Source organism: Candidatus Goldiibacteriota bacterium, assembly GCA_016937715.1.
Lineage (GTDB): Bacteria > Oederibacteriota > PGYV01 > PGYV01 > PGYV01 > PGYV01.
This window is the reverse complement of record JAFGWA010000113.1, coordinates 33100-57169: the sequence shown is the minus strand read 5'-3', so window position 1 is coordinate 57169 and position 24070 is coordinate 33100. Positions and strand designations below refer to the sequence as shown.

31 protein-coding genes and 1 pseudogene are annotated in these 24070 nt (G+C 41.6%); all 32 read right to left on the bottom strand.

Translation table 11 applies throughout. The annotated features are described in order from the left end of the window. Positions 1-460: 460 nt before the first annotated feature. The 32 genes and pseudogenes from JXR81_11065 to JXR81_10910 all read right to left on the bottom strand — a co-directional run bounded on the left by JXR81_11065 (position 461) and on the right by JXR81_10910 (position 24029). On the bottom strand, positions 461-1141 hold the full coding sequence (locus JXR81_11065) for a hypothetical protein (protein ID MBN2755383.1): 681 nt from the start codon (positions 1139-1141) through the stop codon (positions 461-463). A 29-nt stretch (positions 1142-1170) separates the two neighbouring features. Beyond that, on the bottom strand, positions 1171-2205 hold the full coding sequence (locus JXR81_11060; protein ID MBN2755382.1) for a tetratricopeptide repeat protein: 1035 nt from the start codon (positions 2203-2205) through the stop codon (positions 1171-1173). Continuing rightward, positions 2202-3473, bottom strand: coding sequence for a tRNA (N6-isopentenyl adenosine(37)-C2)-methylthiotransferase MiaB (gene miaB, locus JXR81_11055; protein MBN2755381.1), 1272 nt, complete (start codon positions 3471-3473; stop codon positions 2202-2204). Before miaB ends, JXR81_11060 begins: the two co-directional genes overlap by 4 nt. Then, a complete protein-coding gene (locus JXR81_11050; protein MBN2755380.1) occupies positions 3470-4240 on the bottom strand; it encodes an ATP-binding cassette domain-containing protein in 771 nt (256 codons plus the stop codon). Before JXR81_11050 ends, miaB begins: the two co-directional genes overlap by 4 nt. Continuing rightward, positions 4234-5616 (bottom strand): 23S rRNA (uracil(1939)-C(5))-methyltransferase RlmD, encoded by a 1383-nt coding sequence (gene rlmD / locus JXR81_11045; protein MBN2755379.1) that lies wholly within the window; start codon positions 5614-5616, stop codon positions 4234-4236. The genes JXR81_11050 and rlmD overlap by 7 nt, the downstream gene beginning before the upstream one ends. 282 nt (positions 5617-5898) lie before the next feature. Continuing rightward, the gene (gene gatB / locus JXR81_11040) at positions 5899-7356 is read right to left on the bottom strand and encodes an Asp-tRNA(Asn)/Glu-tRNA(Gln) amidotransferase subunit GatB (GenBank protein MBN2755378.1); all 1458 of its coding nucleotides are present in this window, start codon (positions 7354-7356) and stop codon (positions 5899-5901) included. 15 nt (positions 7357-7371) lie between these two features. Further along, positions 7372-7680 (bottom strand): hypothetical protein, encoded by a 309-nt coding sequence (locus JXR81_11035; GenBank protein MBN2755377.1) that lies wholly within the window; start codon positions 7678-7680, stop codon positions 7372-7374. Positions 7681-7692: 12 nt separating this feature from the next. After that, a complete protein-coding gene (gene gatA / locus JXR81_11030; GenBank protein MBN2755376.1) occupies positions 7693-9156 on the bottom strand; it encodes an Asp-tRNA(Asn)/Glu-tRNA(Gln) amidotransferase subunit GatA in 1464 nt (487 codons plus the stop codon). Positions 9157-9171: 15 nt separating this feature from the next. Continuing rightward, complete coding sequence (gene gatC, locus JXR81_11025; protein MBN2755375.1) at positions 9172-9456, bottom strand: Asp-tRNA(Asn)/Glu-tRNA(Gln) amidotransferase subunit GatC; 285 nt, start codon at positions 9454-9456, stop codon at positions 9172-9174. A 108-nt stretch (positions 9457-9564) separates the two neighbouring features. Continuing rightward, positions 9565-10065, bottom strand: coding sequence for a hypothetical protein (locus JXR81_11020; protein MBN2755374.1), 501 nt, complete (start codon positions 10063-10065; stop codon positions 9565-9567). A 134-nt stretch (positions 10066-10199) separates the two neighbouring features. Beyond that, a complete protein-coding gene (locus tag JXR81_11015; GenBank protein MBN2755373.1) occupies positions 10200-10502 on the bottom strand; it encodes a helix-turn-helix transcriptional regulator in 303 nt (100 codons plus the stop codon). Further along, entirely contained in the window at positions 10486-10845 is a 360-nt protein-coding gene (locus JXR81_11010; GenBank protein MBN2755372.1) for a type II toxin-antitoxin system RelE/ParE family toxin, read from the bottom strand. The genes JXR81_11015 and JXR81_11010 overlap by 17 nt, the downstream gene beginning before the upstream one ends. Before the next feature lie 337 nt (positions 10846-11182). Further along, entirely contained in the window at positions 11183-11647 is a 465-nt protein-coding gene (locus JXR81_11005; GenBank protein ID MBN2755371.1) for a DoxX family membrane protein, read from the bottom strand. Next, positions 11644-12687, bottom strand: a complete 1044-nt coding sequence (locus JXR81_11000) for a hypothetical protein (protein ID MBN2755370.1) — start codon at positions 12685-12687, stop codon at positions 11644-11646. The genes JXR81_11005 and JXR81_11000 overlap by 4 nt, the downstream gene beginning before the upstream one ends. A gap of 27 nt (positions 12688-12714) precedes the next feature. Next, positions 12715-13086 carry a CoA-binding protein gene (locus tag JXR81_10995; protein ID MBN2755369.1) on the bottom strand — a complete coding sequence of 124 codons (372 nt, stop codon included), beginning with the start codon at positions 13084-13086 and terminating at the stop codon, positions 12715-12717. A gap of 15 nt (positions 13087-13101) precedes the next feature. Beyond that, positions 13102-13809 carry an MBL fold metallo-hydrolase gene (locus JXR81_10990; protein ID MBN2755368.1) on the bottom strand — a complete coding sequence of 236 codons (708 nt, stop codon included), beginning with the start codon at positions 13807-13809 and terminating at the stop codon, positions 13102-13104. Position 13810: 1 nt separating this feature from the next. After that, positions 13811-14593 carry an Mrp/NBP35 family ATP-binding protein gene (locus JXR81_10985; GenBank protein MBN2755367.1) on the bottom strand — a complete coding sequence of 261 codons (783 nt, stop codon included), beginning with the start codon at positions 14591-14593 and terminating at the stop codon, positions 13811-13813. A gap of 9 nt (positions 14594-14602) precedes the next feature. Then, entirely contained in the window at positions 14603-15574 is a 972-nt protein-coding gene (locus JXR81_10980) for a hypothetical protein (protein ID MBN2755366.1), read from the bottom strand. Between the two features lie 42 nt (positions 15575-15616). Further along, a pseudogene (locus JXR81_10975) lies at positions 15617-15938 on the bottom strand (DsrE family protein). Positions 15939-15959: 21 nt separating this feature from the next. Further along, positions 15960-16976 (bottom strand): arsenic efflux protein, encoded by a 1017-nt coding sequence (locus tag JXR81_10970; GenBank protein MBN2755365.1) that lies wholly within the window; start codon positions 16974-16976, stop codon positions 15960-15962. Positions 16977-17077: 101 nt separating this feature from the next. Next, a complete protein-coding gene (locus JXR81_10965; protein ID MBN2755364.1) occupies positions 17078-18052 on the bottom strand; it encodes a ketoacyl-ACP synthase III in 975 nt (324 codons plus the stop codon). 68 nt (positions 18053-18120) lie between these two features. Further along, the gene (locus tag JXR81_10960; GenBank protein MBN2755363.1) at positions 18121-18417 is read right to left on the bottom strand and encodes a DnaJ domain-containing protein; all 297 of its coding nucleotides are present in this window, start codon (positions 18415-18417) and stop codon (positions 18121-18123) included. After that, the gene (locus JXR81_10955; protein MBN2755362.1) at positions 18414-19040 is read right to left on the bottom strand and encodes a class I SAM-dependent methyltransferase; all 627 of its coding nucleotides are present in this window, start codon (positions 19038-19040) and stop codon (positions 18414-18416) included. Before JXR81_10955 ends, JXR81_10960 begins: the two co-directional genes overlap by 4 nt. Before the next feature lie 23 nt (positions 19041-19063). Further along, positions 19064-19543 (bottom strand): peptide deformylase, encoded by a 480-nt coding sequence (gene def, locus JXR81_10950; GenBank protein ID MBN2755361.1) that lies wholly within the window; start codon positions 19541-19543, stop codon positions 19064-19066. A gap of 1 nt (position 19544) precedes the next feature. Next, entirely contained in the window at positions 19545-20315 is a 771-nt protein-coding gene (locus JXR81_10945) for a radical SAM protein (GenBank protein MBN2755360.1), read from the bottom strand. Between the two features lie 21 nt (positions 20316-20336). Then, positions 20337-21197, bottom strand: coding sequence for an ATP-binding protein (locus JXR81_10940; GenBank protein MBN2755359.1), 861 nt, complete (start codon positions 21195-21197; stop codon positions 20337-20339). Then, positions 21194-22066, bottom strand: coding sequence for an ATP-binding protein (locus JXR81_10935; protein MBN2755358.1), 873 nt, complete (start codon positions 22064-22066; stop codon positions 21194-21196). The genes JXR81_10940 and JXR81_10935 overlap by 4 nt, the downstream gene beginning before the upstream one ends. Beyond that, positions 22063-22701 (bottom strand): class I SAM-dependent methyltransferase, encoded by a 639-nt coding sequence (locus tag JXR81_10930; GenBank protein MBN2755357.1) that lies wholly within the window; start codon positions 22699-22701, stop codon positions 22063-22065. Before JXR81_10930 ends, JXR81_10935 begins: the two co-directional genes overlap by 4 nt. Before the next feature lie 2 nt (positions 22702-22703). Next, complete coding sequence (locus JXR81_10925) at positions 22704-22928, bottom strand: DUF5320 domain-containing protein (GenBank protein ID MBN2755356.1); 225 nt, start codon at positions 22926-22928, stop codon at positions 22704-22706. Between the two features lie 16 nt (positions 22929-22944). Then, a complete protein-coding gene (locus JXR81_10920; protein ID MBN2755355.1) occupies positions 22945-23250 on the bottom strand; it encodes a rubrerythrin in 306 nt (101 codons plus the stop codon). A gap of 18 nt (positions 23251-23268) precedes the next feature. Continuing rightward, on the bottom strand, positions 23269-23625 hold the full coding sequence (locus tag JXR81_10915; protein ID MBN2755354.1) for a NifB/NifX family molybdenum-iron cluster-binding protein: 357 nt from the start codon (positions 23623-23625) through the stop codon (positions 23269-23271). A gap of 17 nt (positions 23626-23642) precedes the next feature. Continuing rightward, the gene (locus JXR81_10910; GenBank protein ID MBN2755353.1) at positions 23643-24029 is read right to left on the bottom strand and encodes a NifB/NifX family molybdenum-iron cluster-binding protein; all 387 of its coding nucleotides are present in this window, start codon (positions 24027-24029) and stop codon (positions 23643-23645) included. Positions 24030-24070 lie beyond the last annotated feature (41 nt).

Genomic DNA, 24070 nt, shown 5'->3' with positions numbered 1-24070 from the left:
TTTTCAGTGCGTGCCGCATAAACATACTATGTTTGCGGCAGGAGCTGTTTAATGCCGCGCCGGCAGATTCGTATGTACCGGGAGTTTACGGTTGCCAATGACGTTAACACACCGGCGATTTCAGGATTGTTTGGATACAAGAACACCAATTTGCGGCACGTACTGAAAAAATATACCCAACCCCTGTAAAACTGAGGGACGGATGCACGGAGGGACAGAGGGACGGAAGTAAAAACAAATAATTAAGTCAACAACGCGCGGGCTAAAGACCCGCGTCTACCAATTCCAAAACAAATCAACTGTCCCCTAACACTTACACTCGTAAACTCGCGTAAGCCCGGGGATTTCCGCTTCGCAGGCTCACTCCAACCGCGCCCTAAAAGGACGCACCTACCACTGCATAAACAAATACCCGGACAGCGCGGGAGCGCTGTCCCTACAAATTCTTAAACCAACTAAACTACCTTGTATTCTTATAATAATCCGTTTCGCCGAATTTCTGTTCGGAGAGCACTTTGCCTTCTTTTGTGTATTTCTTTATGCTGGTCAGGATGCCTTCATCGTACATATGTTCTTCTTTTAGCCGCTTGTCGTGATAATATTTTACAACCCCGTCTATCGTTTCGCCGTATTTCTTTATCATTCCGTCAGCACCGTGTACCCAGCGGGCAATTTCACGGCCAAGTTTGTAAAACACCTCTGTCTCGCCTGTCCTTATTGATACAATTTCGGAATATACTTTTTCAGATATAAGCTTGCCATTTTCAGCAAATGTCTTTAACCTTATAATATTATCACCGGCAAACTTGCCTTCTTTCCACACATTGCCCGACGGGTAATACAGCTTATAAAGCCCGGTCTTCTGCCCGTTAAAATAGTTCTTTTCCATCATTATTTCGCCCGTTTCATAGTATTCCACAACTCTGCCGTCGGGTATGTCACCGTACATTTCATAGCGTACAAGCGTACCTTCCTTATTTATAACTTCAATTGCATAAACTTCTATCCCCGCGGTTTTTGATTTTATAGGGGCATCATCTATATAAAAACTCAGCTTATACGTGGTATTGCCTTCTTTGTCAGTCCCCAGGATTGATGTTTTCTGCACCATTTCAAGACTTGTTTTTTTCTGTTCAGCCATCGCTTATCCCTCCCTTTACTATTTTTTATTTAAAAATCCTTCCTTGCAAGGTAATTCTTTAAGCCCTTTCCTTTTGCAAAACTTTCAGCTTCCGCCCTGGTCCGGAACTTTCCTGTTTTTAACTTAAAGAAATTTCCGTCTTTTACAATTTCGGCTTTAACCCCTTTTTTTGCCAGATTTTCTTTTTCAAGTTCCGCGTTTTTTTCAAGCGAAAAAGCGCCCACCTGCACGGTAAAATATTCAATTATTTCCGTTGGTTTCACTTCAGCCGGCATTGTTCCGGTTACGGTATCAACCGCTGTCACGGCTCCCACCTTTACGGATTCTTCGGGCAGGTCAGCAGAAGGAAACCTTTTTAACATAGCGGATTCCGCGTCTTTTGCTTTTTCCACATTTCCCGATTTTCTGTAAGCTTCCGCAAGTTTCTTATAAACATCAGGCAGATAAATATATTTTTCAGTGTCCTCTGTTTTATCAATTACATTTTGATAAGAAAACACAGCTTCGCCGAATTTTGCCTGCTTAAACAGAATGTTGGCGTAAGCCAGTTCTATCCTGTTTTTGTACATATAATACCCTTTGCCGCCGTTATAATCCGCGTAAAGTTTTTTTGCCTCTTCCTGCCTGCCCTGCCCGTCAAGGGAAAGAATCATATAATAGTAAGCCGGCTCTATCCATACTGTATTGGGAAACCTGCCCATTACCGCCCCAAGGTACTCTTCCGCTTTTTTATCCTCTGCCATGGCGTAATACATTCTGCCAAGCGAATACACGGCTTCTGCTTCGTACTCTGTGCCGGGATACTCTTTTATAATTCTTTCATAAATATCTTTCTTTTTATCAACATTTTCTTCGGCTTCCGCGATTTTCATAAGCGCGGAAGGTTTATACCTGCTGGAAGGGTATTCCTTAATAAAAGTTTCAAATGCCGCGGAGGCATTCTTATATTCTTTGGAATTATAAAGGGTCATTGCTTTTAAAAAAACATCATCTTCCGACGGTTTCGCGAACATACATGACGACACCGCAAGCGCTATTACTGCCGTTAAAACAAATTTTTTCATTTTACCGTTTCTCCTGAAAAGGACATTCCTTTTAACCCCGTGATTTTAACTTTAAATATCTTTCCTATAAGGCTTTTATCTCCCGGGCAGAATACCTTTTTACCGCTTTCAAGGGTGGCCTCTATTTCGCCTTTGTACCTGTCAGCCGCAATTATTCCCAGCGCTTTGATTTCTTTTCCTATTTCAGCGCTGTTTATATTTTCGCTTATATGTTTCTGTAATTCAAGCACATAATTGATTCTGCGGGCCTTTTCATCCTTATCCGTGCCATCCTTCATTTTAAATGCCTCTGTCCCCTGCCTTGGGGAATATTTGAACATGTACGCGGAATCAAACCGCGCTTTTTCAAGCAGTGATACTGTATCTTCAAAATCACTTTGTGTCTCTCCCGGAAAACCCACCATCACATCTGTCGTTATGCACACACCCGGTATTATTTCCCGTATCATTTCAAGTTTGTCCAGAAACTGCTGCCTTGTATATTTTCTGTTCATATTTTTTAAAACTCTGTCAGACCCGGACTGCACGGCAAGGTGTATGTGATTGCACACCTTATCAAGCGCGCCGACAGTTTCCACAAGTTCCCTGCTTAAATCTTTTGGATGCGAAGTCATAAACCTTATGCGTTCAATTCCGTCAACTCTTGCCGCTTCTTTCAGAAGGCCCGAAAAATTAACCCCTGTCTTGCTGTCTTTATATGAATTCACGTTCTGTCCAAGAAGTATTACTTCCACAAATCCGTCAGATGCCATTTTATGCATTTCGGCAATAATGCCGTCCAGGCTTCTGCTTCTTTCCCTTCCCCTTGCGTATGGGACGATACAGTACGAACAAAAGTTGTCACACCCCTGCATTATGGCAAGATATCCCGATACCCCGCCCGGCCTTTTAACGTCTTTACCGTAACCCTCTTCAGCGGCGCCAAAGAGCACTTTGCCTTTTCCGGCTGTTATTACTTTTCCTATATTGGCAAAATTATATGTCCCTACCACCGCGTGCAGCGTGGGAAATTTTTTTATCAGTTCTTCTTTTTTTATCTCCGCAAGGCATCCGGTTATGATTACCTTTTTATCCGTAACAAACCGCCCCGCGTATGAATAAGCTTTTTCTTCGGCAAGATTGCGCACCGTGCAGGTATTTATAATAATAGCGTCAGCTTCACCCTCGCTGTATACAATTTCATGGCCGGCAAGTTCAAGCACTCCCGCCATTCTTTCAGAGTCATACTCATTCATCTGGCACCCGAAGGTGTGTATGTATACTTTCATGCGCGCCACCTGTTTAATAAAGACGAAGGAATTTTTCCGCCGAAAAGCCGCGACAGATTTTTTAATGTCATTAATTCTTTCTTTGAACCCTGCTTGAAGATTCTGCCGTTTTTAATCATAATAACTTTTTTAATCTCGGGAATTATATCAAAAAAATCATTTGTGGCTATTATGACCGTTGTCTTTCTGCATAGTTTTCTCATTGTCCGCCTGAATTTTTCCGCGGCAACAATATCAAGGCCGTTTGCAGGCTCGTCCAGTATCAGCGCTTTGGGTGAGTGTACAAGCGCCCTTGCTATCAACATTTTCCTTTTTTCTCCCGAAGAAAGCGCTTCCACCGATTCATTTTCCAGTTTTTTTATCCCCATAAACCTTAAACTTTTATCCGCAAGTTCTTTCATTTTCGGAGTCACTTTGACGTGAAAAAGCCCGACGCTGGAAAAAAAACCGGATAACACCGCTTCTTTCACCGGCATATCCTCTTCAAAATCACGGGACAAAGTGTCTGAAACAATACCCAGCAGTTTTTTTAACTCCATAACATTCCAGTCATCCCTGCCCCAGATACTCATTTTATAATCCGGCTCGTCCGCAAGCGGATAAAATTTTCTGGTAATAAGATTAATAAGCGTGGATTTACCGGAACCGTTGGGCCCTATAATCGCCGTATGGCACCCTTCTTCTATGTCAAAAGAGACACGGTTTAATATTTTTCTGTCCCTTAAAACTGTCAAATTCCTGAATTCAACTATTTTACCTTTCAAGATTTTATCCTTCTAAAATACCCCATAGTTTCCACATGATACGTCTGCGGGAACAAATCAACCGGTATTGTTTCCACAAGTTCATAATGACCTTTTAATTCTTTTACATCCCTGGCAAATGTCATGGGGTTGCAGGAAATATAGATAATCTCCGGTATATTGTTTTCAATCACGCTCTTTAACACATCCGCGTGAACTCCCTTTCTTGGCGGGTCAAGAATTATGACATCCGGCCTTTTCTCTTTAATAATTGCGGATGCTTCTTTTTCCGCGTCTCCCGCGACCGCAAACGCGTTCGTTATATTATTATTTGCAAGCACCTTTTTAAAGAGTTCAATGCTGTGCGGATTTATTTCCACCACTGTTATTTCGGATGCTTTCTTGTATAGCGGCAGGGATAACGCGCCTGTGCCGCCGTATAGATCCAGGACTTTGGCCCCCTGTTTAACGCGGCTTTCAACAAAACTTAACATGTGTGACAGCATACCCGTGTTTATCTGAAAGAATGTATCCGCTTCCAGCATAAACTCTATTCCGTTTATTTGTTCCTTAATAAAATTATCTCCCCAAATAAGTTTTTCGCTGTCGCCAAAAACCCTGTTGCCTTTATTTTTATTCATGTTTAAAACAATGCCTTTAATACCTTCCACTTTTTCACTAAGTTCTTTCGCGGCTTCATCTATATAATCCCTTGCTATGCTCTCTGTTACCACAAAAGCTACAAGCGATTCACCTTTGGAATTTACCCTTATTGCCACATGACGCAGGTACCCCGTATTTGTATTTTCGTCATACACGGTCACTTTTTTCTTTTCCTTTTCAAGAATAGCGGAGATGATTGAGGCAATCTCGTTTATCTTTTTATTTACAATAAAGCATTCGTTTACTTTTACCACATCGTGGGAATTCGCCCTGTAGAAACCCAGCACAGGAACACCTTTATCAACCCCCGGCTTATACTGCGCGCGGTCACGGTAATACAGCGGTTCTGTATAACCAATCACTTCATTTAAATTTGGATTATCAACGCCGGAATGTGTTTTAAGCGCGTATTCAATAAATTTCTTTTTGTATTTCATCTGGCCGGCATAATCAATATGAAGCCACTGGCACCCGCCGCAGACCGAAAAAAGCGGGCATACGGGTTTTACAAAATGCGGGGATTCAACAAGTATTTTATTCATGTTTGCCATGGCATAGTTCTTTTTCACTTCGGTTATGGAAGCGGTAATTTTAGAACCCGGCAGCCCCAGCGGCACAAATACCGTAAAATTCTCGTACTTTGCCACGCCGTTTCCGCCGTAGGCTAAATCTGTTATTTCCAGTTCCACTTTCTGCCCCGGCCTTACAGGGGGAGTTGCCTCACGTTTTTTTTCCATTTTTCACCTTTTTATTGAATACCTATAAAAACAAAAAAACAGGCTTAAGCTAAATGCTTTGCCTGCCGCTAAAAAATATCAGCTCTGAAAACCGTTTTTTTATTCAGCCTTTTGCGACAGGCATTTATGTTAAAACTATTTTAATATTTCATTGTATTTGCTTTCGTAGGGACAGCGCTCCCGCGCTGTCCGGCCTTTATTCTTTTTAATTTTTAATACTCGGACAGCGCAGGAGCGCTGTCCCTACTAATACAAAAACAAGAAATTATTATATAACTGTTTTTATCCCAGTTTCTTTTTTAAGATTTCGTTGACCATCTGCGGGTTAGCTTTGCCTTTTGTCTCTTTCATTATCTGCCCCACAAGAAAGCCCATTCCCTGCGGTTTTCCGCCCTTAATGTCTTCCACGGCTTTCGGGTTGGCTGCAAGTATTTTATCCACGGCAGCTTCAATGGCGCCTGTGTCTGATATCTGCACAAGCCCTTTTTCCGCCACTATTTTTTCCGGATCTCCGCCTTCTTTAAACATTACGTCAAAAACCGTCTTTGCTATCTTTCCGCTTATCGTCCCTTTCTGTATAAGGGCTATCATCTTTGTAAGGCTGCCGGTTGTTATGTTTGTTTTGGAGATGGACTCTATTCCCGCTTCGTTCATCCTGCCCAGAAGTTCGGTCATCATCCAGTTGCTTACAAGTTTTGGTTCGCTGCATTTTGCCGCGGCCTCTTCAAAAAAATCCGCCGTTTCTATTGACTGCGTCAGCACTCCCGCGTCGTAAAGCGGCAGGCTGTATTTTTCCGTAAAGCGGTCCATTTTCTGCACCGGCAGTTCCGGTATTTCTTTTTTAACCTCATCCATAAATGACTGTTCCAGCACAAAAGGCGGAAGGTCGGGTTCCGGGAAGTACCTGTAATCGTGCGATCCTTCCTTGCTGCGCATGGAAAAAGTCTTTGCTTTTCCGCCGTCCCATAACCTTGTTTCCTGCGTTATTACTTCGCCCGCTTCTGTCATTTTCACCTGGCGTTCTATTTCATAATCTATCGCCTTGCGGACATTGTTAAATGAATTCATATTCTTAATTTCCACTTTGGTGCCGAATTCCTTCTGTCCCCACGGCCTTATTGACACGTTGGCATCGCAGCGCAGGCTTCCTTCTTCCATATTGCAGTCAGATACATCAATATATTTTAAAATGGATTTCAAGGTGTTTAAATAATTGTACGCCTCTTCGGAAGAACGCATGTCCGGTTCGCTTACTATTTCTATAAGCGGAACGCCGCCCCTGTTATAATCTACAAGTGACTCTTCCGCGTCAGCTATCTGCCCGGTTTTTGTTAAATGCAGAAGTTTCCCCGCGTCTTCTTCCATATGCGCTCTGGTAATACCTATCTCTTTGCGCTTACCTTCTTTGTCCACAATGGTTATACGCCCGTGTTCGGCAATGGGCATGTCAAACTGAGATATCTGATATGCTTTAGGCAGGTCAGGATAGTAATAATTTTTTCTGTCAAATTTTGTATACGCGGCTATAGTACAGCCAAGCGCAAGCCCTGTCTTAACGGCGCGGCGCACCACTTCCCTGTTTACAACAGGCAGCGACCCCGGCAGCCCAAGGCATACAGGGCAGATGTTTGTATTCGGCTCTCCGCCGAATTTATTTTTGCAGCCGCAGAAGATCTTGGTGGCAGTGGAAAGTTCCACATGCACTTCAAGGCCTATTACGACTTCATATTTTTCAGCCATGCTCATTTATCAGTACTACTCCTCTTTGCTTTCTTCATTTTCTTCGGCGGTTTCTTCTGTTTTGTTTTCCGCCACTTTTCCGTCCCATTCATCGTCAGACAGTATTACAAGCGGCCTGTCTGTGTAGTTTTCCTTGTCAAAACCTTCAAAGTCAACATCATCAGAACCGCAGCTGGCGCATACAACATCCATTTCGTTGTCGCCGGCGTCCTTCTGGCAGTAGCGCGTCATGCTTCCTTCGCTGAATTCCCACATTTCAAGGGGTTTGTAGTCTGTGACGTTAACATAAAACCCGCCGTTGTTTCCGCATTTGTTGCATTTCATAATATTTCCTCCTTAGTCTATGGACGGCATCTTTGTGTGCCAGTCCGTGTTTTTTTGGAATGTATGCGCTATGTCAAAAATATCCTGTTCTTTAAACCATTTACCCAGTATCTGAAGCCCCACCGGAAGCCCTTTTGAATCATTGCCCGCGGGCACTGACATTCCCGGAAGCCCCGCAAGGTTCGGCGCGATTGTAAAAATATCGGACAGGTACATGGTTAAAGGGTCAGCGGCTTTTTCGCCTATTTTAAAAGCGGTGGTAGGCGAAGTGGGCGTTAATATAGCGTCCACTTTTTCAAAAGCCCTGTCAAAATCATTTTTAATAAGCGTCCTTACTTTCTGCGCTTTCTTATAATAAGCGTCATAATAACCGGAGGAAAGAACGTATGTCCCCAGCATTATCCTTCTTTTTGTCTCACGGCCAAAACCTTTCTGCCTGCTCTTCTTATACATGTCTATCATGTTATCCGCGTCTTTATCGCGCAGCCCGTAACGCACGCCGTCAAAACGGGCCAGATTACTGGAAACTTCCGCCGGCGCCACAACGTAATAAACGTCAATGGCGTATTCGGTGTTTGGAAGCGATATCTGTTCTATTTTAGCGCCAAGTTTTTCAAACACGGCAACCGCGTCCATTACTTTCTGTTTTACTTCCGGGTCAAGCCCTTCTATAAAATATTCTTTCGGCAGCCCGAATACTTTTCCTTTTACGCTGTCCTTTAATAAAGCCGAATAATCCGGAACATCAATATTTGCGGACGTCGCGTCATTTTCATCATGTCCGGCTATGTGTTTTAATATAATGGCATTGTCTGCCGCTGTTCTTGTAATAGGGCCAATCTGGTCAAGGGAGGAACCAAACGCAATAAGGCCGTAGCGCGACACCCTTCCGTATGTGGGTTTAATTCCGGTTACTCCGCATAATGAAGCGGGCTGTTTAATGGAACCGCCGGTGTCAGAACCAAGCGAGCCGATGCATAATCCCGCGGCCACCGATGCTGCAGAGCCGCCGCTGGATCCGCCGGGCACGCGCTGCAAGTCCCACGGATTCTTTGTGGGGCCAAAAGCGGAATTTTCAGTGGATGAGCCAAAAGCGTATTCATCCATATTTAATTTGCCGGTAAAAACAGCGCCGGCTTTTTCAAGTTTTGTTAATACCGCCGCGGTGTAAGGCGGTTTATACCCTTCAAGCATCTTAGCCGCGCAGGTAGTTTCAACGCCTTTTAATACCATATTATCTTTTATTCCAAGCGGTATGCCGGTAAGTTCCGTGACATTATCATTTTTCATAATGCGTTCTTCGGCTGCTTTCGCCATTTCATAAGCGCGCTCTTTTGTAAGTTTAAGGTATGCGTGCACCTTTGGGTCAACCGATTCAATCCTTTTAAAAACAGAATCAAGTATGTCAGAAGGTTTAATTTCCTTCTTTACCAGTCTCTTGTGCAGATTTTCTATTGAATCATAATACAGTTCCATAATTCTCCGTTTTCCTTATATTATCTTTGGGACTTTAAACCCGCCGTTTTCTATTGAAGGCGCCGCCGCAAAAACATCTTCCCTGTTTATAGAAGGCTTAATTACGTCTTCCCTGTAAACGTTTTTAGTATCCACCGCAAAGTACGTGGGTTCCACGTTATCTGTGTTGATTTTGGACAGCCTGTTTACGTGCTCTAAGATATCAGAGAGCTCTTTCGCAAACTGCACCTTTTCCTCTTCGGTTATTTCCAGCCTGGAAAGGTGCGCTATGTATTCTACGTCTTTAATGGTAATTGCCATAATGTACCGCTCCTTATATAGCCATCAAGCAAAAATCATACCGTTTTAATAAAGTATTGATAAGATAACATATTAAAGGGGGGTCTTTCAAGGGGTATTTGAATTTTATTAAAAACAATTACTATTATACGTATCCACGGCTTTAAATAAATTATCTTTAGCATTAAAATCTGAAACAAAATAAAATATCCAAGATATTATATCTATCGGTATAACCGTATATAATGCAACGGCTCCTGCATTAGCCTGTTCTTCAGTTCCATCCTTAGATAATCCGGCAGCAAAAATTTGAACCATAGCAAAAAAACCGACAGCGCTTGAAACAGCAGCAATAATTAGACTTATTTGCGAATTTTGAAGATTTTCCAGATAATCGTTGTAATATTTTTGAGTTGAATCATCAAATGACATAAGAAGAGAAATTCGCGGGTCGGCCGGATTGACAGCATTATGTTTATCATCGGTATAAATAAGACCAATATTGCTTATATGAAGTTCTTCGGCGCATTTTTCGGAGAACGTTTCTCTATGTTCATTCATTTGAGGAGTAACACAGCCTGTAAAACATAAAAATATTGGAATTATAAAAATTATCAGCAGTTTTTTCAATCTTATCCCCTTCCCTATTTAATATATAGTTATTATATCAAATATCAGACGGAACCGGTAAAAATTTCATTTTTAATTCAAAGGACTATTTACTAAAACTAATCCATAATCAAAATCATACTTGAATAATTAATTCACCCAAGTTTTACTATAAGCCTTTTTCCTACACCATCAGCAAGCTTTCTAAGCGTTTCAACTTTGGCGTTTTGGTCGCCGCGTTCAATTCTGGAAACTTCCTGCTGCTTCATGCCTGTTTTTTTTGCCAAATCCGCCTGCGATATATGCTTTTTTTCGCGCTCAGCCTGCAGTTCCCGCGCAAATTCATTTAAAAGCCATTCATTTTCATAATCTTTCCTTATTTCATCATCCTTCATATAAGAATCAAACATTTTTTTATATGCTTTTCTGTCTTTGACCGCTTTATTTGCTTTTTTCATTTTTGTCATCTCCTTCAAGTTCTTTCATTCTTTTTATGGCAATTTCTATATCATTTCTCTTTAATTTCATGTCTTTTTTATGAATCGCATGAACAAACACGGCACCATTTCCATCCCAATAATAAAATAACCTGAAAGCATTTCCCGCAAAAACCACACGCAGCTCATTGATGCCGTTTTCAATATATTTGCTGTATGGCTCCGTTAATTCGCGCCCTTTGCTTTTTAACAATTCCATACAAAAAAGGATTTTTGATACTTCTTTTTTGGTCCTTTCCGAAATAAAATCCCTGACCGGATTACTGTCACCTTTAGAATAAAAAACGATATTATATTTTTGCATTTAACCCTCTATGTTTTGGTTATAATATATTTATACAAGTTTAGACTTGTAAAGTCAAGTAAAAAATAAAGTCAAATAATAAAGAAGTTAATTGAAAACAGATTAGCTGTGTTTTTCTGTACGCAGCGTTAAAACTCACTCAATAATAATGACGATACCCATCGGGTTTTTTAAACCAATTCAACTGCCGCACTTTAAAAGGTGCGCCTACAAGACATTAAATATTGATACACTTCTAAAAACATATACAAAAAAATACATATATTTAAAAAGCAAACGCCCTGTCTGGGGTCAGACCCCAGACAGGGCGTTTAAAAATATTATAATTTGCCGGCTTTTATTTTTTTAACATACCGTACATCTTTACCTCGTTATGGTCAAAGAACATTACAATAATACCCGCGCCAAGCATTATAAAATCCCTGATTATCGTATTTACCCCAATCTCTTCTTCGGGGAACAGAAAATCAAAACAACCGCAGGATATTTCAACACCCCTGTAAATGTCTATGGCAATTGCGGCTATGAAAACAACCAGCATGCCATTTATTATAAGCGCGTTGCTTCTTGGCGTTATATCCAGCATAAGTAAAATACCGGCGATAAATTCCACCCACGGCGCCACAGAGGCGAAAAACGGAACAAATGTCGTCGGAAGAATCACGTACGAATACACGTCTTTGGCAAATCCCGCGGGATCAATAATTTTTCCCACGCTTGCCACAATAAAAACAAAACCAAGCGCAAGTTTCAAAAAATACAGCAGGTATTTATTTGACAGCATCTCTTTTATCTTATTCATTTCGTTTCCCCTTTCAACGCGGGATTTTTAAATACAGGATAACCCGCTTTTTCCCACTGCGGCAGCGCGTCCATAAACAGAAGCACTTTTTTATTGCCGCCTTCATAAATTTTTGCCGCAAGATTACGGGCGTTGCCGCCTTTGCCGTGGCAATAAATAACCGTGGGCTTCTGCATAAGAAAACCCGAATAACGCGGCAGCACTTCATCTATACCGTCGGCCGGAATTGTAATCGCGCTTTTAATATGCCTGTCTATATACTGGTCTTTTCTTCCCGCGTCAACAAAATTGGCTTTTTGCCTTTCATAAAGAAAATACGCTTCTGCAAGTGTAATTTTTGGTATTTCATTTACTGACACAACCTCTTCAAAAAGGCGTTTAAATTCCGCCGGCGGTTCATATTTTTCAACAGGGTATCCCGCCTGCGTCCATTCATTCCATCCGCCAAAAAATATCGCAAGCTTTTTGTACCCCATATCAAAAAGCGCGTTGGCCACTTTATCCGCAAGGTGGCACCCCACGCCGTGGCAGTAAGTGACTATCACTTTATCTTTTAAGGCCTGTTCATGCTCTTTATATTTATCAGGCGGCGAACCGGCGGGAATTAAAATCGCGCCTTTTATATGCGCGTCGTCATACATTGAAGCGCCCCTTGTGTCAACAAACACGGCTTTGCCGCTGTCCATAAGGGCTTTTGCTTCTTCAACATGTATCTTTGGTATTTTCTCTTTGCTTGATGATTTTTTCAAAAGGTACCTGAACTTGCCCGGCAAGGATTTTGTTTCGGCAGGCTTTTCCGGCTGTGTGGTTATTACAGCGGCAGGCTGCGCGTCTGATTTTTTCACCGGAATAAGCGCCCTTATTCCCGTGTATAAAAGGGCTATTAACAAAGCCGCCGCGCTTATAACAGCAGCTTTTATAACCATATCCTTTATAAATTCAAAATAATTAACTTTTTTATCCCCGGATTTTACCGCGCTTTTTACCAAAGGTTTCTTTACTGTTTTTTTTACTCTTTTTTTTGCCGCTTTTTTTGCCATTTATTTTCCCCTTTCTTTTTTTTCCGTTTAAAACTGCCCTGTTGAAAGAAGCACAAGAGTGCACGCTTCTTCATATTCAATTTTATTTTTATCAGCTGCAAGACGCATAATTTCTGATTCGGCGCCGGGATTGGCAATTATGCGTTTGGGTTTTAAATTTACAATTTCATCCGCCATCTGCGCAAGCCTTTCAGGCCCCACATACAATGTGACTGTGTCCACCTTGCCGGATATTTCTTCAAGTTTATTAATCACTTTAAGACCCAGCACCTCTTTTAACGCCGGATTTACAGGTATTACCTCATGCCCGTTATTTAAAAGAGCCTGTATCGCCTTGTAAGAATATCTTTCCGGCTTATGGCTTGCTCCAAGCACTACAACCCTTTCTTTTATTCCCATATCAGCACCCCGCTTCTATAGTATATATTCATCGCCTGTTTCAAGTTTTTTAAAATCTGTTTTAAACTCTTTTTTTATAATATCACATGCAGCCGCCCCTGTGCAATGCCCTGCAATGACACGTTTTACCCCAAGCGCTTTAAGCCCTTTGGCTGTCTTTGCTATTTCATCAATCAGGCTGTCTTTTAAATGCAGCCCGCCCACAACCGCGTATATTTTATTTCCAGCGGCCTTTTCCGCAAGTTTTACCATCTTAACAATACCCGGATGGGAACAACCGGCAACAAGCACAAGCCCTTTTCTTCCTTTAAATATTGCGCCCTGTTCTGTTATTGTGTCATTTCCAAGCCTGCCTTTAAGAGCCCCTGTAAGAATAAACCCGTCTTCTGCCGTACTTTTTTTACCAGCAACAGTATAACGCACCGAATATCTGTTAAGCAATTCTTCAAGACGCCATTCTTTTTCAGGCAGATATACCATAGGATTGCCGCCGGCAAACAAAACATGTTCCATTCCCGCTATATGGTCCCAATGGCAGTGAGAAATTATAATCCGTCCGATTTTTTTTCTGTCAACTTCATACTTTATAATATTTTTGCTGAACACTCTGCTTTGCCCAAAAGCATCAAAAAGGGTATTCCCATTTATTAACAACGACAGGCCCCACTCCTCCCTTGCGCGCTGCGCGGGTGTGGAAGCTTCGGCTATAACCTTTATCTTCATTTTATAATACACATGCCTTAACTACTTTTTTTGCAAGTTCATCAAAAGCCTGCGCTGCGGCTTTGTCATTTTCAATATGTGTAATTTCTCCCGGAACTGTTTCTTCCATAAAACCGTCATAAAAAGGAAGTTCCGCAATAATATCAAGCCCTGCTTCATTTTTAAGAAGCGCCGCCCCGCTTGACGGAAACACAGTATTCTTTTTGCCGCACGATTCGCAGATTAAATATGACATATTAAGCACAGCGCCTAAAACCGGAACATTCATCTGCCTGAACAGGTCGGCAGCGCGCGCGGCCGTCTTTGCGGCAGCAGCCTGCGGAGTGGAAACAATAAGCCCGCCTTTAAGCGGCAGCGCCTGGCATATTGTCAAAGGCGCGTCGCCTGTGCCGGGGGGCAGGTCAATTAACATTATGTCAATATCGCCCCACTCTGTATCAGCTATAAACTGTTTTATAGCGCCCATAATCATAGGCCCGCGCCATATAACAGCGGAATAGTCATCCAGCATAAACCCTATTGACATTATTTTTACACCGTTTTTTTCAACAGGTATTAATTTATTATCTTTCATTACAGGCCTTGTATATATCCCAAAAAATGAAGGCATGGTGGGCCCGTAAACATCCGCGTCAACCACAGCTGTCTTATACCCCTGTTTGGCAAGGGCTATCGCCAGATTTGCGGTAACCGTAGATTTACCCACACCGCCTTTTCCGCTTGCCACCGCCACGATATTTTTAATCCCTGCTGCGCCGTTCTTAATGTCATCAATTACACTCATCTGTTCCTCCTAATTATTTGATTGCAATGCCTGCAGTTTAATTGTTTTTGAAGCTTTTACCATCGGGTAGTCGGCCCTGTCCCAGTACATTATTCCGTCAGGAAATATTAAAACCCTTTTTATTCCGTCTTTATAAAGAAGTTTTGCCGCTTCCGCCGCTTTCTCTTCACCTTTATGGCTGAAAACAACAACAGGTTTCTGAAGCATATATACTTTAAATTTCGGCACCATTTCTCCGAACATTTCCAACGGCACTGAATGAGAGCCTTTTATCCTCATTTTTGAAAAGTTTTCAACCGTGTCAACATCCACAAAATGCGCCGCAGCGTTATCATAAAGAAATTTTGCCTGTTCAAGGTTTATTTTTTTTATCTCTCCCGCTGAAGGGGCTTCCTGATAAAGGGGCAGATATTTTTCCGGTATTTTATATTCCTCAACCGGCATACCCGCCTGCGTCCATTCCGGCCAGCCACCGAAAAAAATTACAATTTTTTTATAACCCATATCAAATAAAACATGCGCGGCTTTATCCGCAAGACGGCACCCTGTACCGCTGCAATAAGTTACAAGAACTTTATTATTAAGCTCGCTTTTCTTTTCGCTGATTTTATCCGAAGGTGTACCGGCAGGTATAGAAACCGCGCCTTTTATATGCGACTGGTTGTATTCATTAACGCTTCTTGAATCCACAAAAACCGCCATATTGCTTTCAAAAAGCACTTTTGCCTCGTCAATATGAATCTTAAGTATCGCTTCTTTGGAATTGACATCCCTAAACAGGTGCTTATAACGTCCGTCCACGGCATACGGCTGCCCCTGCGATACTGCCGGCACGTCCTGCACAGGTGAAGAGTTTTTAATTCCCAAAAAAACGCCTGCAGCCCCCATTATTGAAACAATTATAATTGCCGCGTTAATAAACATAATATCTTTTTTGTGTTCCGCACCCGTGTTCCTTTTAATTTCACCTTTCTTTTTCATAAATCCTCCGTAAATATATAATTTATTACCTGCTGCCGTTTCTTAGAAGCTTACTACCTTATCACTTTCTTTGACAATATCATACATATCCTGCATTGTGGACAAAGGACACGCATCCGAACTTTCCTGCTCACGGGACTGCATACAGGTTCCACAGGCAAATATTTTACCGCCGGATGCCAGAAATTTCTCCGCCTGTTCTATTGTGTTAAATTTATCCGTGCTTATTTTCTGATACTCCACGCCTTTGCCCATAAAAAATATTTTTACCTCTTCTTTTTTTTCCAAGGCAGAAATTTCCGTACCGTATAGCATTCCAGCATGTTTCCGCGTCATTTGAAGCGATTACAATCCCGATTTTCATAAATTCCTCCATTTTATCCGTTTAAAAGCCTGCAGCCATCATAACACCGCCCAATAATAAAGCGGCGGTAAAATTTATAACTTTTACTTTTATAAAATCTTTCCTTGAATGCGCAAGCAAAGGCAGCATGCCGTGCCCGTCCTGGACAATAGAATTCGCGAACAGCACGCTGAAAGGCAGGCTTCCTTCGGCGTACAGCATTACAAATATAAGATGGGGTCCTGATTCCGGTATTATTCCCACAAGCGAAGCTGCCAGAAGCACAATCCACTTTGAATGTTCCATATACGGAATGGTAATATTTAACAGTTCAACCAGTTCCATTACCGCCAATATACCAAAGGTCCACAAAAAAACAACAGGTACATGCTTTATAACAACATGTTTCCAAAGGTGTTCTTCCAAAAAATGATCCGGGACAGTTGCCACTACAAATATCACAAAAACATAAACAGCTATAAAAGTAGCCCTTATATAATTCCATTCCTTGGGCCCTATCTGGCCGTAAACAAACATTAATAAAAGTATAAAAACCAGAACAAACAAAATGCCTCTGACAGGCGTTATTTTTTGCCACTGTTCTTTTATTAAGTTTTTATCAAAACAAATACACTCTTCTTCATGAAGAGGCATGCCTTTTTCATGAAAACGGTGTTTGCCTTTAAAAACCGCATCAACAATATAAGCGATTACAATACCGGACACAAATAACATTCCTGTAATTATAAACGTTTCTTTTGGTATCATCGCAAGCATTACAAAGGCTTCGTCCCCGCTTGTAGCCATCATATTTGCGACAAGCGCGCCTAAGGTAGCCCCGCCGTGTATATACAGGGTAACAACCGCAAAAGACCCAAGGCAGCCGGGTAAAAGCCCCAGGACAACGGCTGCAACGTACTGCATAAACCTGTTTTTATTAAGCAGCGCGGTAAGTTTGTTTTTTGTATAAACATTTATATATTCCACCAGCAGCATCATGGCAAAAACAAAAGCCGTTATGCTTAATGTGTGTTTCAGAACATCCATCACAAATACCATCCTAAAAATCTCCTGTTATTTTCATCATGCTGTGCGTTAATTCACAATACATATATTAACTTTTTAAAAAAACGTATGAATAAACAATTTTATATTAACGGTTATACTTTTATTATAGCGGCGCCCCAGGTTAAGCCCGCGCCGAAAGCGGACATTGCCACTATACTTCCCTTTTTTATCCTGCCCTGCTCTATTGCCTCTGCCAGAGCTATTGGTATTGTGGCGGCGGAGGTGTTGCCGTATTTCTGAATGTTCACTATATTTTTTTCCGCCGGCCATCCGAATTTTTCCGCGATGGAATTAATAATTCTTAAATTGGCCTGGTGAAAAATAATAAAATCAATATTTTCCGGTTTTCTTTGAGCTTTATCCATTACTTCGGTTAAAACAGCGGGCATCTTATCAACCGCCTGTTTATAAACCTCTTTGCCGTTCATTTTAAGGTAATGCATCCTGTTTTTAACGCTTTCTTCGGTCGCCGGCATCAGCGAACCGCCGGCAGGCTGGTACAACATGGAAACTTTTGACCCGTCAGCGTGTATGGCTGCTGCTAATATTTCCGATGTTTCAGACAGCCCTACAACAGCGGCGCCCGCGCCGTCGCCTAAAAGCACACAGGTATTGCGGTCTGTCATATCGGTTATTGATGATAATTTTTCCGCGGCTATTACAAGTACATTCTTGTAAGTCCCGCTGTTTACCATATCTTTAGCCAGTGAAAGGCCGTACATAAATCCGGAACAGGCTGCTGAAATATCAAAAGCCGGAACTCCCGGAATATTCAGTTTTGACTGTATAAGGGCCGCGGCTGACGGCCAAGGATAATCCGAAGTGATAGTCGCGGTTATTATAAGTCCTATATCTTCTTTTTTTATGCCGGCATTTTTTATTGCCATTTCAGCGGCTTTTAACCCCATATCAGATACTGCTTCACCTTCCGCGGCAAACCTGCGTTCTTCAATTCCGGTCATTGTCCTTATCCATTCATCGGAAGTTTCCACCATTGTTTCAAAATCTTTATTCTTCATAATTTTTTCAGGAACATAATAACCTGTGCCCAGCAGCCCTGCTTTCACTTTTTTATACCGCCTTTTAATCAGATTTTTAAATCAGTTTACCGTAAATATTTCCGCGCACAAAAACTTTAAACACCCCATGTGGTGTCGTGTTTCATTCTTTCCATATCAGCGTCATGAGGGTTATATCTGCCAAATTCAGTTTTCCCAAAAGAAAAAACATAATCATCAAAATAATCATTTATAACAGCATACGCCTTATTAATTTCAGCCGTTTCGGCGGTTGCTTCCGATTTTTTATTAACATCCGGATGTTTCTGCTTTATAAGTTCTTTATACTTTTTTTCAACACCCTTTCTTGTTTCAAACATTGAAAGTCCAAGTATTTTGCACGCGTTTTTTATCTCTTCAATTCCGTGCTTCATAAATCTCCTTTTTTAACCGCGGCTATTACGGTAAAACCGCCGTCTTTACAGCCGTTCAGTTCGGGCTTTTTTATTTCAGACGGCATCCTTGAAAGTGTTTTTATGGTTTTAAACCCTGAAAAACCAGCCTTTTTTAGCATCTTCTTTATTTCACCGGCAGTATAAAATACGGCGTGCTTATAATAAACACTTTTCTTTTTTTTATAAAAACGCCCCAAAAAACCGTCTTTATGTACAAAACCAATAATTAAAACACCTTTGGGTTTTAATACCCTGCACGCCTCTTTTAAAGCCGCGGCGGGTTTTTTTAAAAAACAGATGACCGTGGTTAAAAGCGCGTAATCAAATACATCATTCATAAACGGAAGCGCGGAAGCATCAGCCTTTAAAGCGATAACGCCCCTTTTAACAGCAAAAGACATCATAGGCACGGAAATATCCACACCGGTTTTTATGCCCAATTCCGCGGCAAATCTGCCGGTGCCTGTGCCTATTTCAACACCTTCGCCTTTTTCAGGAATAAACTTTTTTATAGCTGCAATTTCGGACAAAAAAACCGCTTTGTTTTTATCAAACCAGCTGTCATATTCTGCCGCATTAACATCATATACTTTCATTTTCACCTTTCATAAAAAACCGGTTATTATTACATCCCAAATTTTATTTTATCATCAAAAGGCATATAATCAATTATAAGTTTCCCTTCAAGATGGTCTATTTCATGCTGAAGCGCCCTTGCAAAGAACCCTTCGGCTTTAATTTCCTTAAATTTTCCTTTTTCATTAATCCCTGTGACCGTCACATTGCTTTTTCTTGAAACGTCCACAAGCGCGCCCGGAACGCTTAAACACCCTTCTTCCATTACTTCCAGGCCGCTTCCGTTTATTATCCTTGGATTTGCCATAAAAACAGGGCCTTCTCCCGTATCAACAACAATCAGCCTCCGCGATATGCCTATCTGAGGAGCTGCAATCCCGACACCTTTAAACGCTTTCATTATTTCCAGCATCTGCCTGAAAAGGACTTTCTCCAAATGCCCTATTTTTTCAACTTCTGTGCTTCTGACGCGAAGAATTGAATCAGGATATACCTTTATTAAACCGGTTTCAATACCTTTCTTTGCCATATCACAATACCTTCCCTCTTCTAATCATTGTGTCAGAACCGCTTACCGGCTTTACATCCGTTTTATGGGAATCATAAACATTTATGGTATTCATACCTTTAAACACCCTGCATATATCTTCAATTTCTTCCCTGCTTAAAGGTTTTACAGCGCAGGGCCTTAAAGGGGTATTAATCTGAATTTCATCAGCGCCTATTTTTTTGGCAATTTTCGCGATTTCCAAAGCGCTGTCTTTATTATCCTTAATAAACATAATCTGCAGCGCAAGCCGCCCCTTATATTTTTTTCTAAACGCCTTCAGCGATTGAATAATGGTTTTAATATCAGGTCCTTTAACCGCGTTATTTAACTTTTTATAAACATCATCCGAAACCGCGTCAAGTTTTGCCACAACAAAATCAGCGGCCGCAATATCAGACTGAACCTCATACAGATTAAGAAGCGATGAATTTGTAATAACAGCTGTTTTTTCTTTTCTTATTTCCTTTACAGCCCTTATCATTTCACCTAGATTGGATGCCAGGGTGGGTTCACCCCTTCCGGAAAATGTAATATAATCAATATGCACTTTGGGAAGTTTTTTTATTTCTTCAATTATATCTTTTGTTTCAACAAAAACATCCCTTTTTTCCGTAAAAAATTTTGTTTTCCCTATCTGGCAGTACGCGCAGTCAAAAGTACATATTTTTTCCTTCTGTGAAAGAGGGTCTATTCCAAGCGAACTTCCCAGCCTCCACGAAGGCACAGGGCCGTAAATATATTTATAATCCATTTTATATCTCCTTTCAGCGGATCAGTTTGAAGCCGTTTCTACAGATTTCCATATTTCCTTAATTTTACCTGTTATATTTTCACCGCAGTATTCAACAGGCGGTTTGCAGTTTATGACGGCATCGCTTACCTCTTTGGAAAAAGACAGCTCCCCAAAAAAAATCATGCCGGATTTTAAAGCAAATTCTTTTATTTCAGAGGTTTTTTCAGTATTTATATCGCTTTTATTAACCACAATTCCCGCTTTTATCTTAAAGTGGCCAAGCACTTCCGCGACTCTTTTTAAATCATGCACGCCCGATACTGTAGGTTCGGTTACTACAACAGCAAGGTCAACACCGGTAATTGCCGCCATTACAGGGCATCCTGTTCCGGGAGGTCCGTCCACTATAATATAAGAAGCATTTATATCTTCAGCTTTTTTCTTTGCCGCTTCCCTTACTTTGCTTACAAGCTTTCCTGAATTATCTTCGGCAATTCCAAGTCTGGCGTGAATAAAAGGGCCGTATTTAGTCTTTGAAACAAACCACTCTCCGGCCGTGCTTGGTTTCATCTTAATGGCTTTCACCGGGCATATTCTTTGGCACAACCCGCACCCTTCGCACGCCGCGGCGTCAATTATATAGCCATCACTTATAGCTTCAAACCTGCACGCTTCGACGCATTTTCCGCATTTTATGCATTGCTCTTTATCCAGCACCGCTTTTTGACCCGCCATAAATTCATGCCTTTCTTCAATCTGCGGATGCAAAAGCAGGTGCATATTCGCCGCATCCACATCACAGTCCGCGGCCACGCTGTTTTTGGCAAGCACGGCAAAAGAAGAAGAAAAAATAGTTTTTCCTGTTCCGCCCTTGCCGCTTATAACAACAATCTGTTTCATTGAACACCCCCCTTTCCCGCAATACGGGAGGTGATTAAATTTAAAAGCCCTTTAAACTTTTCCATGTATTCAGGCATAACCTCAACGATATTAATCCCTTTTGAATAAGCCACCGCTATATTCCTGTCAAAAGGTATTTTCATCATAACGGGTATCTTTTCCCTTTTACTGTAATCTTCAATAAGATGGTCATTTTCACACGACCTGTTAATCACTATTCCAACCGGTAAATTTAATGTTTTAACGGTTTCAACCGCAAGTTTAAGGTCATTTAATCCAAAAGGCGTGGGTTCGGTTACAAGCAGCACAAAATCAGCGCCCTTAACCGACGCAATAACAGGGCACGATGTCCCCGGAGGAGAATCAATAATGGAAATTTTTTCCTTATTAATGCCTTTTTTTACCTGTTTAATAAGGGGCGGAGACATGGCTTCTTTTAAGTTAAGCCTGCCGTGTGTAAAATCAACCTTTCCCGCTTTCCCTGTTTCTATAATTCCGGTTTCCCGTTCTTCTTCAAACATGGCTTTTTCAGGGCAAAGCATAACGCAGGCGCCGCAGCTGTGGCAAAGGTTGTCAAAAATTAAAACCTGCCCTTTTCCTTTACCGGCAGAAGGGGGGATAACAGCTATAGCGCCATAAGCGCATACTTCCCTGCACCTTTGGCAGTAAGTACATATATCGTGATTTACCCTGGGAACCAAAACAACAGATTTTTTTCTGTCAGTTATTTCCGGTTTTAAAAACAAATGCGAATTTGGCTCTTCAACATCACAATCAAGAAGCTGCGCGTTATCTATTGAAAGGGCGAAATTTACGGCAACCGTGGTTTTCCCGGTGCCGCCCTTTCCGCTTGCCACCGCTATTATCATTTTACACCTTTCCTTATTATATATACCGTTTGATACTCATCAGCCGTTTCCGTGATGATACAGCCCTTACTTTTCAAAAATTCCGCCGCTTTATCCATACTCCACCCTACAACTTCATGTTCATTTCCGTCATTTCTGTGTATAACATCCATAACATCAAAGGCTTTTTTTGTAAAATCACTGAGGATAAATTTTCCGTTATCCGATAACACCCTTATTAATTCATCCAGCACTATTGCGGAATCCCGCAGATGATGAAGCGTGTTAACGCAGAAAACAGTGTCAAAACTGTTGTCCTTAAAACTTAATTTTTCTTTGCTTTCAATTAAAAATTTAACTTTTTCACTTAAACCGGCCGAATCAATATTCATCCTTGCGTAACGCTGATTTGTATCATCAACGTCATAAGTAATAAGCTTATGCCCTTTTTTCGCGATTGCAAGGGCAAGATGTCCTTTTCCGGTTCCGGCTTCAAGCACACTGCCGCCAAAAGGTTCAGCGGCATTTATTATAAAAAGCCTCTCTTTTTCATTGTCATAACCGTAACTTTTGTAAAGCTCAAGCCTTGACAAATAAACTTTTTTATTTTTTTCAAGCTCTTCTTCAGAAAATTCGCCTTTTGCCGCCATGGTCATATTTATAATCCGCTTCTATTTCTACCGGCACCCTTTCCGGCTCCCCTTCCGCTTCCCTTTCCTGAACCCATACCGCCTCCCGCGCCTCTGCCCGCGCCTGTGCCGCTTCCGGCTCCTCTTGGTGTTCCAATTCCCATCCCGCCCGCTTTATTGCCGGCCTGTTTTCCCATTTTGCGTCCTGTTCCGCATCCGCTTCCCTGCGGCCCTGTTCCGTCGCCTCTTGGCATATAAACCACGCTCCTTTTATTTTTTAAATTTTTCTATTTCTTCTTCAACTTCTTTTGCGCCTTCATTATAAAAACCGTCTTCATCCGGCGCCAGTTCTTTTAACAATCTTAAAAACTCGCCCGCGTGAACCCGTTCTTCATCGGCTATATCCTTCAAAACCTCTTGTGCAAGTTTGTTATCTGTTGATTCCGCAAGCTGCATATAAAGCTGAATAGCTTCATATTCTGCCGCCACCATAAACCTTATAGCGCGTACAAGTTCGGCATCTGTTAACTTTTTATCTTTCGCAAGCCCTGAAAAAGGCGATCCAAATTCCGGCATAACACTCCCCCTTTTTATTTAATGCTTAAATGACGCTCCCGCATCTTCAGACTTTTTCAGCTTTCCTTCTTTAAAATTTTTTATAACATCTTCAACCGTACCGCCGGCAGCAGTATACATTTCAATTCCCGCGGCTTTTAAAGTATTAAAAGCATTCGGCCCGAAACTTCCGGAAATCACTGCTTTTACCCCTTTTGAAACTATAAACTGCGCGGTCTGAATACCCGCCCCGCCTGAAAGCTGCACACTTGAATTCTCCGCGGATTCAAATTCACCTGAATCAGTATCATAAACTATAAGATTGGCGCATCTGCCGAACCTTGGATCCATTTCATCCGATATTTTATTTCCCTTTGAACTGATACAGATTTTCATACTTATAATCTCCTCTTTTATTTTTCGTTTCCGTGGTCACATACGGTTTTATCCAATCCATAACCTTTTCCGCCGCCCGGATTGCAGGTGCTGTCGCCGCCTTTAAGGCTTCCTTTTGTTATTTCTTCTATTACCTCATCAATACTTCCCGACACTCCCAAAATAACTTCAATATTCTGCGGCTGAAACAAACTTACAGCACTTGGCCCCATGCCGCCGGCAACCATTACATTTACACCCTGCCCGCCTAAAAATTTTGGCAGAAAACCGGGTTCATGTCCGGGATTTGAAACCATTTTTTTTCCTGTCACCTTTCCTTCATTTATATCCAAAATTGTAAACTGCGGGCATCTTCCAAAATGCTGTGATACACTTCCGTTATCCGTAGAAATTGCGTATTTCAATTTATTACCTCCATATAATATTTTCAAATCACGTTTACCGG

Excerpts from the sequence above, each read along its gene's own strand:
- JXR81_11065 (MBN2755383.1), bottom strand. The coding sequence starts at position 1,141 with ATGGCTGAACAGAAAAAAACAAGTCTTGAAATGGTGCAGAAAACATCA.
- JXR81_11060 (MBN2755382.1), bottom strand. The coding sequence starts at position 2,205 with ATGAAAAAATTTGTTTTAACGGCAGTAATAGCGCTTGCGGTGTCGTCA.
- miaB (MBN2755381.1), bottom strand. The coding sequence starts at position 3,473 with ATGAAAGTATACATACACACCTTCGGGTGCCAGATGAATGAGTATGAC.
- rlmD (MBN2755379.1), bottom strand. The coding sequence starts at position 5,616 with ATGGAAAAAAAACGTGAGGCAACTCCCCCTGTAAGGCCGGGGCAGAAA.
- gatB (MBN2755378.1), bottom strand. The coding sequence starts at position 7,356 with ATGGCTGAAAAATATGAAGTCGTAATAGGCCTTGAAGTGCATGTGGAA.
- JXR81_11035 (MBN2755377.1), bottom strand. The coding sequence starts at position 7,680 with ATGAAATGCAACAAATGCGGAAACAACGGCGGGTTTTATGTTAACGTC.
- gatA (MBN2755376.1), bottom strand. The coding sequence starts at position 9,156 with ATGGAACTGTATTATGATTCAATAGAAAATCTGCACAAGAGACTGGTA.
- gatC (MBN2755375.1), bottom strand. The coding sequence starts at position 9,456 with ATGGCAATTACCATTAAAGACGTAGAATACATAGCGCACCTTTCCAGG.
- JXR81_11015 (MBN2755373.1), bottom strand. The coding sequence starts at position 10,502 with ATGAAAAAAGCAAATAAAGCGGTCAAAGACAGAAAAGCATATAAAAAA.
- JXR81_11010 (MBN2755372.1), bottom strand. The coding sequence starts at position 10,845 with ATGCAAAAATATAATATCGTTTTTTATTCTAAAGGTGACAGTAATCCG.
- JXR81_11005 (MBN2755371.1), bottom strand. The coding sequence starts at position 11,647 with ATGAATAAGATAAAAGAGATGCTGTCAAATAAATACCTGCTGTATTTT.
- JXR81_11000 (MBN2755370.1), bottom strand. The coding sequence starts at position 12,687 with ATGGCAAAAAAAGCGGCAAAAAAAAGAGTAAAAAAAACAGTAAAGAAA.
- JXR81_10995 (MBN2755369.1), bottom strand. The coding sequence starts at position 13,086 with ATGGGAATAAAAGAAAGGGTTGTAGTGCTTGGAGCAAGCCATAAGCCG.
- JXR81_10990 (MBN2755368.1), bottom strand. The coding sequence starts at position 13,809 with ATGAAGATAAAGGTTATAGCCGAAGCTTCCACACCCGCGCAGCGCGCA.
- JXR81_10985 (MBN2755367.1), bottom strand. The coding sequence starts at position 14,593 with ATGAGTGTAATTGATGACATTAAGAACGGCGCAGCAGGGATTAAAAAT.
- JXR81_10980 (MBN2755366.1), bottom strand. The coding sequence starts at position 15,574 with ATGAAAAAGAAAGGTGAAATTAAAAGGAACACGGGTGCGGAACACAAA.
- JXR81_10970 (MBN2755365.1), bottom strand. The coding sequence starts at position 16,976 with ATGGTATTTGTGATGGATGTTCTGAAACACACATTAAGCATAACGGCT.
- JXR81_10960 (MBN2755363.1), bottom strand. The coding sequence starts at position 18,417 with ATGAAGCACGGAATTGAAGAGATAAAAAACGCGTGCAAAATACTTGGA.
- def (MBN2755361.1), bottom strand. The coding sequence starts at position 19,543 with ATGGCAAAGAAAGGTATTGAAACCGGTTTAATAAAGGTATATCCTGAT.
- JXR81_10945 (MBN2755360.1), bottom strand. The coding sequence starts at position 20,315 with ATGGATTATAAATATATTTACGGCCCTGTGCCTTCGTGGAGGCTGGGA.
- JXR81_10940 (MBN2755359.1), bottom strand. The coding sequence starts at position 21,197 with ATGAAACAGATTGTTGTTATAAGCGGCAAGGGCGGAACAGGAAAAACT.
- JXR81_10935 (MBN2755358.1), bottom strand. The coding sequence starts at position 22,066 with ATGATAATAGCGGTGGCAAGCGGAAAGGGCGGCACCGGGAAAACCACG.
- JXR81_10930 (MBN2755357.1), bottom strand. The coding sequence starts at position 22,701 with ATGACCATGGCGGCAAAAGGCGAATTTTCTGAAGAAGAGCTTGAAAAA.
- JXR81_10925 (MBN2755356.1), bottom strand. The coding sequence starts at position 22,928 with ATGCCAAGAGGCGACGGAACAGGGCCGCAGGGAAGCGGATGCGGAACA.
- JXR81_10920 (MBN2755355.1), bottom strand. The coding sequence starts at position 23,250 with ATGCCGGAATTTGGATCGCCTTTTTCAGGGCTTGCGAAAGATAAAAAG.
- JXR81_10915 (MBN2755354.1), bottom strand. The coding sequence starts at position 23,625 with ATGAAAATCTGTATCAGTTCAAAGGGAAATAAAATATCGGATGAAATG.